This is a genomic window from Gemmatimonadota bacterium, assembly GCA_039715185.1.
Classification (GTDB): domain Bacteria; phylum Gemmatimonadota; class Gemmatimonadetes; order Longimicrobiales; family RSA9; genus DATHRK01.
Genome location: JBDLIA010000085.1, coordinates 1 through 13,854, shown reverse-complemented (window position 1 = coordinate 13,854; position 13,854 = coordinate 1). Strand labels below are relative to the sequence as shown.

General features: G+C 71.3%; 14 protein-coding genes. 13 read left to right on the top strand and 1 reads right to left on the bottom strand.

Annotated elements, in window-relative coordinates:
- Positions 1-315: 315 nt before the first annotated feature.
- Together ABFS34_13250 and trpD are read left to right on the top strand one after the other, a co-directional pair.
- Positions 316-1,227, top strand: coding sequence for an MBL fold metallo-hydrolase (locus ABFS34_13250; protein ID MEN8376407.1), 912 nt, complete (start codon positions 316-318; stop codon positions 1,225-1,227).
- Entirely contained in the window at positions 1,224-2,279 is a 1,056-nt protein-coding gene (trpD, locus tag ABFS34_13245) for an anthranilate phosphoribosyltransferase (protein MEN8376406.1), read from the top strand. The genes ABFS34_13250 and trpD overlap by 4 nt, the downstream gene beginning before the upstream one ends.
- 154 nt (positions 2,280-2,433) lie before the next feature.
- Here trpD and lexA read toward each other — a convergent pair whose 3' ends face one another.
- Complete coding sequence (lexA, locus tag ABFS34_13240) at positions 2,434-3,042, bottom strand: transcriptional repressor LexA (GenBank protein MEN8376405.1); 609 nt, start codon at positions 3,040-3,042, stop codon at positions 2,434-2,436.
- A gap of 102 nt (positions 3,043-3,144) precedes the next feature.
- On the opposite strand from lexA, the gene trpC reads away from it, so the two are divergent.
- The 11 genes from trpC to ABFS34_13185 are packed head-to-tail and all read left to right on the top strand — an operon-like array spanning position 3,145 to position 13,538.
- A complete protein-coding gene (gene trpC / locus ABFS34_13235) occupies positions 3,145-3,960 on the top strand; it encodes an indole-3-glycerol phosphate synthase TrpC (protein MEN8376404.1) in 816 nt (271 codons plus the stop codon).
- Positions 3,957-4,646, top strand: a complete 690-nt coding sequence (locus tag ABFS34_13230; protein ID MEN8376403.1) for a phosphoribosylanthranilate isomerase — start codon at positions 3,957-3,959, stop codon at positions 4,644-4,646. Before trpC ends, ABFS34_13230 begins: the two co-directional genes overlap by 4 nt.
- Positions 4,643-5,836, top strand: coding sequence for a tryptophan synthase subunit beta (gene trpB, locus ABFS34_13225; GenBank protein MEN8376402.1), 1,194 nt, complete (start codon positions 4,643-4,645; stop codon positions 5,834-5,836). The genes ABFS34_13230 and trpB overlap by 4 nt, the downstream gene beginning before the upstream one ends.
- Before the next feature lie 7 nt (positions 5,837-5,843).
- The gene (locus ABFS34_13220; protein ID MEN8376401.1) at positions 5,844-7,541 is read left to right on the top strand and encodes a HEAT repeat domain-containing protein; all 1,698 of its coding nucleotides are present in this window, start codon (positions 5,844-5,846) and stop codon (positions 7,539-7,541) included.
- Positions 7,538-8,986, top strand: a complete 1,449-nt coding sequence (locus tag ABFS34_13215) for an HD domain-containing phosphohydrolase (protein ID MEN8376400.1) — start codon at positions 7,538-7,540, stop codon at positions 8,984-8,986. Before ABFS34_13220 ends, ABFS34_13215 begins: the two co-directional genes overlap by 4 nt.
- A complete protein-coding gene (gene trpA / locus ABFS34_13210; protein ID MEN8376399.1) occupies positions 8,970-9,839 on the top strand; it encodes a tryptophan synthase subunit alpha in 870 nt (289 codons plus the stop codon). The genes ABFS34_13215 and trpA overlap by 17 nt, the downstream gene beginning before the upstream one ends.
- Positions 9,836-10,663, top strand: coding sequence for a 3-methyl-2-oxobutanoate hydroxymethyltransferase (panB, locus tag ABFS34_13205; protein ID MEN8376398.1), 828 nt, complete (start codon positions 9,836-9,838; stop codon positions 10,661-10,663). The genes trpA and panB overlap by 4 nt, the downstream gene beginning before the upstream one ends.
- Positions 10,660-11,502 (top strand): pantoate--beta-alanine ligase, encoded by an 843-nt coding sequence (gene panC, locus ABFS34_13200; protein ID MEN8376397.1) that lies wholly within the window; start codon positions 10,660-10,662, stop codon positions 11,500-11,502. Before panB ends, panC begins: the two co-directional genes overlap by 4 nt.
- Before the next feature lie 7 nt (positions 11,503-11,509).
- On the top strand, positions 11,510-12,349 hold the full coding sequence (locus tag ABFS34_13195; protein ID MEN8376396.1) for a hypothetical protein: 840 nt from the start codon (positions 11,510-11,512) through the stop codon (positions 12,347-12,349).
- Positions 12,346-12,966 (top strand): HD domain-containing protein, encoded by a 621-nt coding sequence (locus ABFS34_13190; protein ID MEN8376395.1) that lies wholly within the window; start codon positions 12,346-12,348, stop codon positions 12,964-12,966. The genes ABFS34_13195 and ABFS34_13190 overlap by 4 nt, the downstream gene beginning before the upstream one ends.
- Entirely contained in the window at positions 12,963-13,538 is a 576-nt protein-coding gene (locus tag ABFS34_13185) for a LytR C-terminal domain-containing protein (GenBank protein MEN8376394.1), read from the top strand. Before ABFS34_13190 ends, ABFS34_13185 begins: the two co-directional genes overlap by 4 nt.
- The last annotated feature ends 316 nt before the right edge of the window (positions 13,539-13,854 follow it).

Here is a 13,854-nt window from a genome sequence, read left to right as displayed (position 1 = left end):
TCCTTGCCGTAGCGACGGCTACGGCGCGTCGTTCCGCCTTGCCCCGCGGGCGCATCACGCGCCTCGGTGCACACGGGACTTCCGCGCCGGCACACTAGAGATCGTTCGCCACGCCCTCACGACGCGATGCAGGCACCCCGACAGGCTACCGTTCCCGGCGCGGATGCGGACCGACTCATCGAGCGACCGCGGGATGCGAAGGCCCAGCCCACGCCCACCGTGGGTGGCCCCACGCGCACGCCGCCGCCCGAGGGGAGCGGACGTCGAATCGCGCGCGCGCGTCGGGGCGCCTTGATCCGTTGGCGGCTCGATCGCATGACGCAGCGGCTCGCGCCGGACCCCGCGCGGGATTCGCTGCCGAGGGAGGCACCGTCCTACCCGCTTCCGCGCGCCCCGGAGACCGACATCACGGCGTCCTGGATGGGGCACGCGTCTGTGCTGTTCCAGGTAGGCGGCCTCAACATCCTGGCGGACCCGGTGTGGAGCGAGCGGGCTTCGCCCATCGCGTGGGCCGGACCCCGTCGCTTCACCTCTCCCCCGGTGGCGCTGGAGGCACTGCCCCCGATCGACGTGGTGGTGATCTCGCATGGCCATTACGACCACCTGGACGGGCGCACGGTGGACGCGCTCCACGAGCGTCACGGCGCCGGCCTGGTGTGGCTGACTCCTCCCGGGTATCGGAGCTGGTTTCGGGCGCGTGGCGTGCGCGGAGTGGTGGAGCTGGGCTGGTGGCGGTCGGCTTCGGTGCGACTCGACTCGGGAGTCGTTCGGGCTCACGCGCTGCCCTCCCGGCACTGGTCCCAGCGCCAGGCTTTCGGGCGGGAGCACCGCCTGTGGGCGTCGTGGGCGTTCACCACCCCGGCGGGTCGCGCGGTCTATTACGGAGGTGACTCCGGGTACTTCGCCGGCTTCGGTGAGATCGGGCGAGCTCTGGGCCCGCTCGACCTGGCGGCGCTCCCGGTGGGCGCGTACGAGCCGCGCTGGTTCATGGCCGCGGCCCACATGAACCCCGAAGAGGCCGTGCAGGCCTACCTCGACCTGGGCGGCGTCGGCGCGTGTCTGGGGATCCACTGGGGGACGTTCCGCCTCACCGACGAGGATCCGTTGGAGCCACCCGTGCGCACGCGGTCGGCGTGGGCCGCCGCGGGGCTCGATCCCCGGCTGCTCCATCTCGGACCGGTCGGCGCGACGGTTCACTGTGACGGGCGCGCCCGGACGGACCGGTGAACGCCCCCGGCGAGACAAGGCCGAGCCAGGCGAATCTGGCCGAACTCGTGGCGAGCGTGACCGCCGGACGGGACCTGAGCGCCGCCGAAGCGGAGGCGGCCTTCGCGGTGGTCATGCGGGGAGAAGCTACGCCCTCGCTCACCGCGGGCCTGCTGGTGGCTCTGCGCGCCAAAGGCGAGGCACCGGCCGAAGTTGCCGGTGGCGTGCGCGCGCTCAGGCGCGCCATGGTGCGGCTGCCCATTCCGGATCCGAGCGGCCTGGTGGACACGGCGGGGACCGGGGGCGGCGCCCTGACCACGTTCAACATCTCCACCGCGGCGGCGCTCGTGGCCGCCGGCGCGGGCGTGCCGGTGGCGAAGCACGGCAACCGATCCTTCACGTCCAGGTGCGGCAGCGCGGACGTGCTCGAGGAACTGGGCGTGCGCATCGACATGTCCCCGGAGGCGATGGCTCGCGTACTCGAGCGCGCCGGCATCGTCTTCATGTTCGCGCCGCTCATGCACCCGGCCATGCGCCATGTCGGTCCGATCAGGCGCGAGTTGGGGATGTTCACGATCATGAACCTGCTCGGACCGCTCACCAATCCGGCTGGAGTTCGACGGCAGGTAGTGGGCGTGTCCGATCCGGCGCTGCTCGACCTCGTCGCCGGGGGGCTTCACCAGTTGGAGCACGAGCGCGCGCTGGTGGTGCACGGCGCCCCGGGCCTGGACGAGCTCAGCCCTCTGGGGAGGACCGAGGTTCGGGAGGTGGACCCCGAGGGCGTGCGGGCCTACGCGGTGGAGCCCGTGGACTTCGGCTGGGAGTCGTTGGATCCGACCGAACTGGGCGGCGGCGAGCCCCGCGAGAATGCCCGTACGGTGGCGCGCGTGCTGCAAGGGAAGGGCACCCCCACGCAGAACGCGGCGGTGGCCCTGAACGCCGGAGCGGCTATCTACGTGGCCGGACAGGCTCCCACGCTCGGCGCGGCCGTGGAGAGCGCCATGCAAGCTCTGCTCGACGCGACGGGAGCGGAGGCCCTGGATAGACTCCGGGGGGCATCGGCCGAGGCCTGAGTTCGCCGCGCGGACAGGGTCGGCCCCTGGACCACCGCCGCGATCCGCCAGGGGAACGCCTCCGTGGCAGGCGGAGAAACGCCGGACCTGGACAGCCATACCGAAACCGAGGCTCCCTTGCGGCGTCCCACGATGAAGGGCTTGTGCGCTGGCATCAGTAGCTCCGGATGAGGCCGACGACGATTCCCTGCACCCGCACCGACTGCTCCGGATAGAACATCGGCGCCATGGTCTGGTTGGCGGGCTGCAGGCGCACCTTCCCGGTGCCCTCACGGTAGAACTTCTTCACGGTCGCGTTTTCACCCTCGACGAGCGCGACGACCATCTCACCGTTGTTCGCGGTTCGGCGCGAATTGACCACGATCAGGTCGCCCTCCCGGATCTGTTCGTCGATCATGGAGTCCCCTTCGACCCGTAGCACGTAGTTCTCCCCGCCGCGGCGCAGCATGGTAGCCGGCACATCCACCGGATCCTCCGTGCGGATGGCTTCGATGGGGGCACCCGCTGCGACCTTGCCGAGTAGGGGTAGGGACACCGCCAGATCGTCCCGCTGTTCGGGCACGAGCTCAACGGATCGGCTCTCGTTGTACCCCTTTCGGATGTATCCCTTGGCACGCAAGTTTTCGAGGTGCTCGTGGACGGTGGCCAGCGAGGAGTAGCCGAACTGCTCGGCGATCTCTTCGAAGCTGGGCGAATAGCCGCGCTCGGTCAGGAAATCCCTCAAGAAGTCGAGAATTTCCTTCTGTCTCTTCGTCAGTGCCATGGCGTCACCGGCGTGAGGGTATGCGCGAGCTGTTGCCCGCGCGCGTGGCCGAAGATTGCCCGAAGACCACGGTAACCGAAGATACACCGAAGCGCAAGGTTCATGGACGTGTTGCGTGACATCCTGCAGAGCAAGGCTGGCGAAGTGGCGCGCCTGCGTTCGCGGCGGGCGGAGTTGGAGGTCGCCGCGGCGGCCTCCGGCCCGGCCAGGGGCTTCGCCGCGGCTTTGAGGGCGCCGGACCGAGTGGGTGTGATCGCCGAGCACAAGCGCAGGTCGCCGTCCGAGGGTTGGATGGCGCGCGACTCGGATGCCGCGGAGCGCTGCTGCCGGTACGAGACCGCCGGCGCGGCTGCGCTCAGCGTCCTCACAGACGAGCGTTACTTCGGCGGCACCATCGCGGACCTGCGCGCCGCCCGCGCGGCGTGCGACCTGCCGATCCTGCGCAAGGACTTCACGCTGGACCCGGTCCAGATCGTGGAGGCCCGCGCGGCAGGAGCGGATGCCGTACTGCTGATCGCGCGCGCTCTGGACGACGGCCGGCTGCGCGAGCTCCTCGACGCCGCCCGGGACGCGCAGGTGGACGCCCTGGTCGAGGTCCATGACGAAGGCGAGTTGGCGCGGGCCCTCGGCGCCGGCGCCGCGCTGATCGGCGTGAACAGCCGCGACCTGGCCACCTTCCGTACCGACCTGGCGCGGGTGGTGGAGCTGGCCGCTCGCGTGCCCGAGTCCGTAACCCTGGTGGGCGAGAGCGGCGTTGCGGGCCCGGACGACGTCGATCGCCTGGGCGAGGCGGGCGTACACGCGGTGCTCGTCGGTAGCCTGCTCATGCGCTCGGAGGACCCCGACGAGGCGCTGCGCGGCCTGGTCGGGAGGCCGCGTCGGAGGCGCGCGGACGAGCCCGCAGTCGGGGCCGCGTGAGCGCCCTCGTGCGGGTGAAGGTGTGCGGGCTCATGCGCCCGCAAGACGCCGCGGTGGCGGCGGCGGCCGGGGCCCACTACCTGGGCACGGTGCTGACGCCCGGGTATCGGCGCTCGGTGGACGACGCGCGCGCCGCCGACGTGTTCGCCGGGGCCGAGGCAGGTCGCCGGGTGGGGGTGTTCGTGGACGCAGATGCCGACCACGTGCTGCGCCTCGCCGCGGCGCTCGAACTTGACGTCGTCCAGCTCCACGGCTCCGAAACCGTCGCCACCGCCGTCGACCTGGCCGCGCACGGCCTGGAGGTGTGGAAGGCGGTGACGCCGCGCGCCGCGGGAGACGTCCGGGGCGCCGTGGAGCGCTGGAGCGAGGCGGCTCAGGGCATCCTGCTCGACGGATTCTCCGCGCGGGCACCCGGCGGAACCGGGGCTCGTTTCGACTGGGCCGCCGCCGCTGGGGAGTGGCCCCCCGGAGGCGCCGGTGCGCTGCTCATCGCGGCCGGAGGGCTCGCGCCGGCCAACGTGGGTCAGGCCATCCGGACGCTGCGGCCCGACGTGGTAGACGTGAGCTCCGGGGTGGAGCTCGCGGTGGGTCGCAAGGATCCGGTCCTGGTGGAGCGCTTCATTGCCGCGGCCGCCGCGGCCTCCGGAGCGCGCGCGGCTCCCGCCTCGGACGGGGGGTCGCGGTGAGCGCCGAGGCGCGTTCCAGCGAGGCGCTTGAAGGCGAGCGAGGTCGCTTCGGGGCGTTCGGCGGGCGCTACGTGCCGGAGACCCTCATCCCCGCGCTCGAGGAACTCGAAGAGGCGTACGCCGCGGCCGTCGCGGACCCGTCGTTCACGGCCGAGGTCGACGGCCTGTCCGCGACCTACGTGGGCCGGCCGACGCCGCTGTACCGGGCCGAGCGGCTGGGGAACGCCGCCGGCGGCATCGAGCTGTGGCTCAAGCGCGAGGACCTCAACCACACGGGCGCGCACAAGATCAACAACACGCTAGGGCAGGCGCTGCTCGCGCGCCGCATGGGCAAGCGTCGCATCATCGCCGAGACCGGGGCGGGTCAGCACGGCGTGGCCACGGCCACCGTGTGCGCCCTGTTCGGGCTCGACTGCGTCGTGTACATGGGTGTCGAGGACATGCGTCGCCAGGCGCTCAACGTGCAGCGCATGGAGCTGCTCGGGGCGGAGGTGCGCCCCGTGGAAAGCGGCAGCCGGACGCTCAAGGACGCCACCAACGAGGCGATCCGGGACTGGGTCACGAACGTACGGGACACCCACTACATCATCGGCTCGGTGGTGGGCCCGGCCCCGTATCCGCGGATCGTTCGGGACCTGCAATCCGTGATCGGCAGGGAAACCCGCGAGCAGCTCGGGCGCCCGCCCGCCGCCATCGTCGCGTGCGTGGGCGGAGGCTCCAACGCGATGGGCATCTTCCATCCGTTCCTCGAGGAGCCGGTAGAGCTGGTGGGCGTCGAGGCGGCCGGTGAAGGGCTCGAAGGCAAGCACGCCGCGACCCTTTCCGCCGGCAGCCCCGGGGTGCTGCACGGCTCCCTCAGCTATCTTCTGCAGGACGGGGGCGGCCAGGTCCTGGAGGCCCACTCGATTTCGGCTGGATTGGACTATCCTGGTGTGGGACCCGAGCATGCTCACCTGATGGAATCCGGGCGCGCGACTTACGACAGCGTCTCCGACGCGGAGGCGCTCAGCGGACTCGAGACGCTGGCTCGCGCAGAGGGCATCATATGCGCGCTGGAGTCGGCGCACGCGGTGGCCTGGGTGTTGCGCGAGGGAGAACGGTGGCGGGGCGCCGGGCCCGTGGTCTTGTGTTTGTCGGGCCGCGGTGACAAGGACATGCCGCAGGTGGCCGCTGCGCGCCGGGCTCGGTAGGCCGCACATGATCGACGAAACCAAGAGCGACGAACGGAACTGGGCCGAGGACGGGTCGGCCAAGCAGGTAGGGGAGCTCGTTACGCTCCTGACCAGGGCGGCCAAATCCCGTCAGCTCTACGAACCCAACAACCCGGCCTACCGGCGCACCGTCGACGGGTTGTCGGAGGCGCTCGCGCGGTACTTCGTGGACGAGCCGGAGATCCAGTTCTTCGTGGAGAACGACAGCCTACGCTGGGGCCCCCACTCGTTCCCGACAGGGGAGGGGAGGGACAGCCTGTCGTTCGTGTTTTTCCGCGACGGCGTCTACTCCCTCACCATGCAGCCCGGCTTCGAGGGCGAAATCGAGGACTTCCTCGAGCTGATCCGCCACGCGCGGTCCGTGGACCGCGAGGGCGACGACGTCATCACGCTCTTGTGGCAGAAGGAATTCACCCACCTCCAGTACGCTTACCGGGACCTGCTCTCCGACGGCGTAACGCTGCCGGAGGCGAGCGGTGGCGGGCCCGAAGAGGTGCCGGTCGAAGAGATCAGGACGGATGAGGCCGTCGAGCAGGCCGAGCCGCCACCGGAGCGTCCCGACGGCCTGATCGACCCGAGCACGTTCACCGAGACGCTCTACTTCCTGTCGGCGGCGGAGTTGGACACGCTGAAGGAACAGGTCGACCACGAGTGGACGAGGGACGTCACGGCGGCCGTGCTGGCGGCCCTGTTCGATCGGTTGGAGGAGCGGCGCAAGCCGGTCCGGCAGGCGGAAATTCTGGGCATCCTGCAGGAGTTCGTGCCGCTGCTCCTGGCCAGGGGAGACCTAGGCCACGTCGCCGGGCTGCTCAAGGAGCTGTCTGATGTCCTGGCCGAACCGGCCCTGTTGGGCCCCGCTGAAAGGGCCACGGCCGAGGGGATTTTCGAGCGCATGAGCGACCCCGAGGGCGTGGCCCAGCTCGTCACCGCGCTGGAGGACGGCTCCATCCTGGCCGAACCCGCGGAGCTCGCGCTCGTGCTGGGGCACCTGAGGCCCACGGCGCTGCCGGCGCTGGTCTCCTTGTCGGAATCCGCCACGAGGCAGGAGCTGCGTGAGCAGCTCACCGAGGCGATGGCTCGCGCTGCGGCGGAAAGCCCCGAAAAGGTCATGGACCTGCTGCAGTCTCCCGAAGCGGGCGTTCTGGCGGGAGCGGCGCGGCTGGTGGGCGAGTTGCGCCTGCGCCAGGCGGCGTCGCGGCTCGCCCAGCTCAACGATCACCCCGAGGCCTCGGTGCGGGTGGCGGCGACGACCGCGCTCGGTTCGCTTTCCTCGAGCGAGGGCATTGAGGCGCTGCGGCGCGCGCTGAGCGACGACGACCGCGACGTTCGGGTCGCGGCCGCGCGCGGCCTGGGCTCGCTGCGCTACGTGCCGGCTACGGGGGACGTGCGGGCCAGGCTCGAGGACAAGTCCATGGCGGACTTGGATCTTACCGAGAAGCTGGCCCTGTTCGAGACCTACGCCGACCTGGCGGGTGGCGAGGCGGTGCCCTTGCTCGACCGCCTGCTGAACGGACGAGGCATGCTCGGTCGCAAGAGCTCCTCGGACATCAGGGCCTGCGCCGCGCGCGGCCTGGGCAGGATCGGCGCGCCCGCGGCGCGGTCAGCGCTGGAGAGCGCGCAGGAGGACGACGACCCGGTGGTACGGAACGCCATAGCACGCGCGCTGGGCAGGGGCGGGGCATGAGCGAGCCTCAGGCCGACCGCGACCAGGCGGCGGAGGAGCGCCTGCAGCAGGAGGGGCGTCACTTCGTGTCGGCGATCCACACGGCGTGCCAGGGGCTGCGGCTGTACCCGTTCGAAAACGCCACCGTTCAGAACGGGATCGACGACGTGGTGCGCGCGGCCACCACCCTGCTCGCCAGCGAGCGCGGCCTCGAGGTGAGGGTCACGCGTGACTTCGTCTTCCTGAACGAGGCTCGGTTGCGCTTGGACATGGGCAGCATCGCGGCCATCTCGTACCTGCTGGCCGCGCTGCCGCGGCACGACCTGGGCGGATTCGACGTGGCGGCATCGGTCACCAGGTCCGAGTGGGGCGCGTTCCTGTCCGCGCTCATGCGTGAGCCCGAAGACGAGGACGATCCCTACCTGGCGTTTCGCCAACGCCTGGACGCGGCTCCCGTTCATGGGATCGGCGTGGTCGTGCGGTCCGACAGCCAGACCGATGGGCCGGAGGACGAGGCACGCGAGGAAGCCAAGCGCACGTACTTCCAGTGCGTGCAGGTCGCCCAGGACGTGCTGACCGACGTGCGCCTGGGGCGCGCAGTCAAGGTGCGCCGTGTGAAGAGGGCCGTGCAGGCGGTCGTGGATCAGGTCATCGCGAACGAGACCTCGATCATGGGCATGACCACGCTGCGGGACTACGACGAGTACACGTTCACCCACTCGGTCAACGTGTGCATCCTGTCGGTGGTGATGGGCCAGAAGGTGGGCCTGGAGAGGCGGCAACTCTACGAGCTGGGGTTCGGTGCGCTGTTCCACGACATCGGCAAGATGCGCATCGACGCCGAGCTCACCAAGAAGACGAGCGGCCTGACCGAGGACGAGTGGCACCAGATGCAGGAGCATCCCACCGAGGGCCTGCTCAGCCTTTTCGACATGCAGGGATTCGGCGAGTTGCCGCTGCGCCCCATGCTGATGGCCTACGAGCACCACATGAAGAACGACCTGACCGGCTATCCCAGGTCGCGGCGCCCGCGCGCGCCGGCGCTGTTCAGCCGCATCGTGGCGGTGTGCGACGGCTTCGACGCCGCCACCTCCAAGCGCAGCTACCAGTCGGTGCCCTGGCCGCCCGACAAGGTGCTGCGCGAGATGCGTGACAACCCCACGCGGGGCTACGACCCGCTCCTGGTGAAGGTGCTGATCAACGCGATGGGCGTGTACCCGGTCGGAACGCTCGTCATCCTGGACACCGGAGACCTGGGGATCGTGACCGAGGCCGCGACGGATCCGCAGGCCCTCCATCGCCCGATCATCAAGCTGGTATTCGATGCGGCCGGAGTGGCCTATGCGACCCCGCCGGTCGTGGACCTGACGGAGCTGGATCCCGCCACGGGCACCCCGAAGCGTTCCATCGTCAAGACCAGCGACCCCGACAAGTACGGGATCGATGTCGGTGAGTACTTCCTCTAAGCCGGGCGTGGAGCGGTCCGCGCGCCGGACCCGCGCTGCGCGCGCGGCCATCGGTGGGCGCTTCGCGCGCGCGCGGGCCGAACAACGCGCCGCGCTGATCCCCTACATCACCGCCGGCTACCCGGACCCGGGCGCCACGCTGCCGCTCATGCGGGCGCTGGAGGAAGCCGGCGCCGACGTGATCGAGCTGGGGATTCCTTTCAGCGACCCGCTCGCGGATGGGCCGACGATCCAGCGCACCTCCCAGCAGGCGCTGGCCTCCGGCGCGGGCGTGGAGTCCGCTCTGGAGACCCTCTCGGAGTACGCCGCCGAGGGCGATTGCCCGGTGGTGCTGTTCACCTACCTGAACCCGCTTCTGGGCTACGGCCCGGGCGCGTTCGTGCGGGACGCGAGCGCCGCCGGCGCGGCCGGGTTGCTGCTGACGGACCTGCCGCTGGGCGCCGACCCGGTTCTCGAGGCCGAGTTCGAGGCGTCGGCGCTGGACCTGGTGCGACTCGTGGCCCCGACCACACCTTCCGAGCGCGCCGCCGCGATAGCCCGGCGCGCGCAGGGGTTCCTGTACTACGTATCGCGCACCGGCGTGACCGGAGCGCGCGCGGATCTGCCGCCGGAGGTCGAGAGCGCGGTCGCGTCCCTGAAGGCGAGGGCCGACGTGCCCGTCGCGGTGGGGTTCGGTATATCCACGCCCGCGCAAGCCAGAGCCGTGGGCCGCGTCGCGGACGGCGTGGTCGTGGGCAGCGCGCTGCTGGAAACCCTCGCCGACGGCGGCATCCCGGCGGCGGCGAGCATGGTCGCGGAACTCCGGTCGGCCCTGGATAGGGTCGCCCAACCCCCGAGCCCGGGAGACGGATGAGTAGCACACCCCCCGAGTCGCCGCCCCAGGTGACCGTTCGCACCCTCCTGCGGATGAAGGAGGAGGGGCGGGCGATAGTGTGCCTGACGGCCTACGACGCGCTGTTCGGTCGGCTGCTGGACGAGTCCGACGTGGACGTGATTCTGGTGGGCGACTCCCTGGGCCAGGTCGTGTGCGGGTTCGATTCCACCATCCCCGTCACGCTCGACGCGATGATCCACCACGCGTCCGCGGTACGGCGCGGAGTGAGCAGGGCTCTGCTCGTCGTGGACATGCCCTTCCTGACCTTCCAGGTGTCGCCGGCGGACACCATCAGAAACGCGGGTCGCGTCATGCAGGAGACCGGTGCGCAGGCGGTGAAGCTGGAGGGCGGTGGCGTAGCCGTCGTCGAACACATCCGCGCGCTCGTCGAGGCCGGCATTCCGGTGATGGGGCACCTCGGCCTCACGCCGCAGTCGGTGCACGCGCTGGGCGGGTATCGAGTGCAGGGCAGGGGCGAGGAAGACGCGGCTCGCATCCGCGCCGAGGCCGCCGCTCTCGAGGATGCGGGTTGCTTCTCCGTCGTGCTGGAGCTGCTGCCGCGCGCCCTCGCCGGAGAGGTGACGCGCGCGCTGGAGATACCCACGATAGGCATCGGCGCCGGCCCCGACGTGGACGGACAGGTTCTCGTCCTGCACGACATGCTCGGGCTCAACGAGGGCTTCGAGCCCAAGTTCCTGCGCCGCTTCGGGCGCCTCGGGGAGGCCGCCCGGGCGGCGGTCACCGCCTACGCGCAGGCGGTGCGCTCCGGGGAGTATCCGGAAGACCAGCACAGCTTCGATTGAGGATCGCCGACACCATCGCCGGCGTGCGCGCGCTCGTGGAAGAGGAGCGCGCCGAGGGGGCCTCCCTAGCCCTGGTGCCCACCATGGGCTCTCTGCACGAGGGCCACCTGTCGCTCGTGGATCACGCGCGCGAGGTGGCCGCCCGCGTGGTGCTGTCGATCTTCGTGAATCCGCTGCAGTTCGGACCCGACGAGGACCTGGACCGCTACCCGCGCGACCTCGATCGGGATGTGGAAATCGCTCGGGAGCGTGGCGTGGACGCGGTGTTCGCGCCCGCCTCCGCGGAGATGTACCCGGGCGGCCCGCCGCTCGTGACCGTGGCGCCGGGTCCGCTCGCCGACCGGCTGTGCGGCGCAACTCGCCCCGGGCATTTCCGGGGCGTGCTCACGTTGGTCGCCAAGCTGTTCCAGATCGTCCGTCCGGACGTCGCGGTGTTCGGGCGCAAGGACTATCAGCAGGCCGTGCTCGTCCGCTGGATGGCGCGAGACCTGGACATGGAGGTGCGCGTCGATCTGGCGCCCATCGTGCGCGAGGCCGATGGGCTGGCCCTGAGCTCGCGCAACGCGCTGCTGGCGCCCGCAGAGAGGGCCTCGGCGCGCTCTCTCTCCGCGGGGCTTTTCGCCGCGCGCGACGCCTTCTCCGGCGGAGAGACGGGTGGCGCGCGGCTCGAGCGCATCGTGCGCGAAGAGATCGAGTCCCGCGCGAACATGGAGGCGCAGTACGTGGAGCTCGTGCACCCCGACACGCTGGAGCGCGCCGCGGTCGCGGCGCCCGGGTGCGTGCTGGCGGTCGCGGCGTTCGCCGGCGCGACGCGCCTGATCGACAACGTGGAGCTGTGAGGGCCTCGTGAGCGGCTGGGCCGGGATCGCGTTGGCGCTGCGTGGGCCGGGCGAGGACGAGCTGGGGTCCCGTGTGCCGACCTATCTCCACCCGGTGGGCGGACGGTGTCTGTCGTGGCACGTCCTGCGCTCGCTTTTCGACGCCGAAGAGCCCGCAGACTCGGTCACGCTTCTCAGCGACCAGAACGTGGGGGCGACCATCGCGGGGGAACTCCCCGCTCGCGTGTGCCGGGCGGATCCGGACCCCGCCGCGGCCTGGACCGAGTTGGTCGCCGAACTGGGAGCGGAGGTCACGCGGGTGCTGGTGGTCGATGCCGCGGCGGCGGGGCTCGGGCCGGCGCTGCGCGAGCTGGTCGCTGGCCCGCTCGACCGGAGGATCCGGTCCGCCGCCGGCGAAACGATCGCGGCCTGGTTCGGCGTAGAGCGCGCGGCCGAGGCCGGGGAGCCGGATCTCGAGAAGCTCGGAGACGGCCTCGACGACGTCGCTTCGACGGCGCCCGTGCCCGGCTTCATCGTGCGGGATCGGCCGTCGTTGGTCCGCGCCGCGGCGCTGATCCGGGCGCGCCTCGTGGAGCTGCTGACCGAGCGCGGCGCGACCTTTTTGGCGCCGGCGACCGTGGTGGTGGACGTGGACGTGACCATCGGCGTGGACACGGTGATCTACCCGGCGGTGGTGCTGGAAGGGGACACGAGCATCGGCTCGGAGTCCGTGATTGGTCCGGGGTGCAGGCTCGTCGATGCGCAGGTCGGGTCCGGCGTGGAGCTGAAGGGCTGGAACTACATCGCCAGGGCACGCATCAGGAACCGGGCCGTGCTGGAGCCGTACGTGCGGAGGGGGTTCGATTGAGCGCGTCGGCGCCCGATTCGGCCGGGGCGGCGCCGGCCCCGCATCCGCTGGTCGGCGCCGCGGCCGAGGGGGTCCTCCCGGCCTGGGCGGAGGCGAGCGAGGCGCGCATCGACCACATGCGACGCGTCGCCATCCTGCTGGACGAATGGGCGGAGGAGTTGCGCCTGGACGGAGCAACCCGAGCGCGTTGGCGGGCGGCCGCGTGGTTGCACGATGCGCTACGCGAGGCCGACCCGGGCCGCCTCGCGGCCGAGGTGGACCCCGGCCTCCGCGGCCTGCCGCCGGCGCTGCTGCACGGACCCGCCGCGGCGAGCCGGCTGCGCGCCGAGGGCGTGGCCGACCAGGAGTTGCTCCAGGCCGTCGCCTACCACACGATCGGGGTGGCCGGCCTCGCCGGGACGGGACGCATGCTTTACGTGGCGGACTTCCTGGACCCGGGGCGGACCTTCGCGCCATCCTGGAGGGCCGAGCTCAGAGCGCGCATGCCCGCCGACTCGGCGGCGGTGCTCCCGCACGTGGTAGGGGCGCGCATCAGGTACTTGATCGACGCCGGTTCGGCGGTTCGAGGGGAGACGCTGGGGTTCTGGAACGCCTTGGTGGAGGAGGAGGAGCGGTGAGCAAGGGAACGGACCGGGCGTTGACCGCGGTGAGCGGGCTGGCCGCGCTGGCTCTGCTCGCGGCGTTCGCGGCGGGCATGCGGGAGGCCCCAGCGGGGCCCGAGAAAGATGCGGTGCCCCAGCCGGAGACGCCCGCGGCGGATTCCACCGTGGACCCGGCCGACGCCCACCCGCGCTCCGCGAGCGCCGGCACCGAGGCGGCGCCTCTGACGGACCCGGCTCAGTTCGACGGTAGCGCGCGCGTCGAGGTGCTGAACGGCGCCGGCATGGAGGGAATCGCGCGGGACGCCACGGGTCGGTTGCGCGAGCTTGGCCACGACGTGGTGTTCTATGGAAACGCCGAACGGTTCGACTACGATCGATCGGTGGTGGTCGATCGAGGCGGCCCGCCGGGCGCCGCCCGCGCCGTCGCCGACGCGCTGGGGATAGCCGAGGTGCGCGACGAGGCCGACCCGGAGCTCGCCCTGGACGCGAGCGTCATTCTCGGACTGGACTGGGAGCTGCCCCCCGCGCCGCCGGCAAACCCGGGCGGACTGCGCGGCATGCTGCGCCGGCTTCTGGGACGGAGCTGAGCGCCCAGTGGACCGTAACGGTCCACTAGCAGGTCGCTGAAGAAGGGTAGCGAGCCGCGTTGGGAGCGCCACGGGGTCGGCTGCAAGGCAGCGCGACGACGCGATACCGCTGCGTATCGGGGAGGAGAGCTAACGACGTCAGACGGCCCCGTGCCGCCCCAACCCGAAGGGAGCAGGGGGGTTGCGGGATCCAGCGTTCGTCTCTCCTCGTCGCCATAGCTTAGGCTATGCCTCCTCGTCGTTCCTGCCCTGGACGCCCGCAAGCCCCCTGCTCGCGGCCGCACTCCCCTTTTTCAGCGACCTGCTAGTGTACCGT

Coding starts and splice junctions, on each gene's coding strand:
- ABFS34_13250 (MEN8376407.1), top strand. CDS start 316: ATGACGCAGCGGCTCGCGCCGGACCCCGCGCGGGATTCGCTGCCGAGG.
- lexA (MEN8376405.1), bottom strand. CDS start 3,042: ATGGCACTGACGAAGAGACAGAAGGAAATTCTCGACTTCTTGAGGGAT.
- trpC (MEN8376404.1), top strand. CDS start 3,145: ATGGACGTGTTGCGTGACATCCTGCAGAGCAAGGCTGGCGAAGTGGCG.
- ABFS34_13220 (MEN8376401.1), top strand. CDS start 5,844: ATGATCGACGAAACCAAGAGCGACGAACGGAACTGGGCCGAGGACGGG.
- ABFS34_13215 (MEN8376400.1), top strand. CDS start 7,538: ATGAGCGAGCCTCAGGCCGACCGCGACCAGGCGGCGGAGGAGCGCCTG.
- panB (MEN8376398.1), top strand. CDS start 9,836: ATGAGTAGCACACCCCCCGAGTCGCCGCCCCAGGTGACCGTTCGCACC.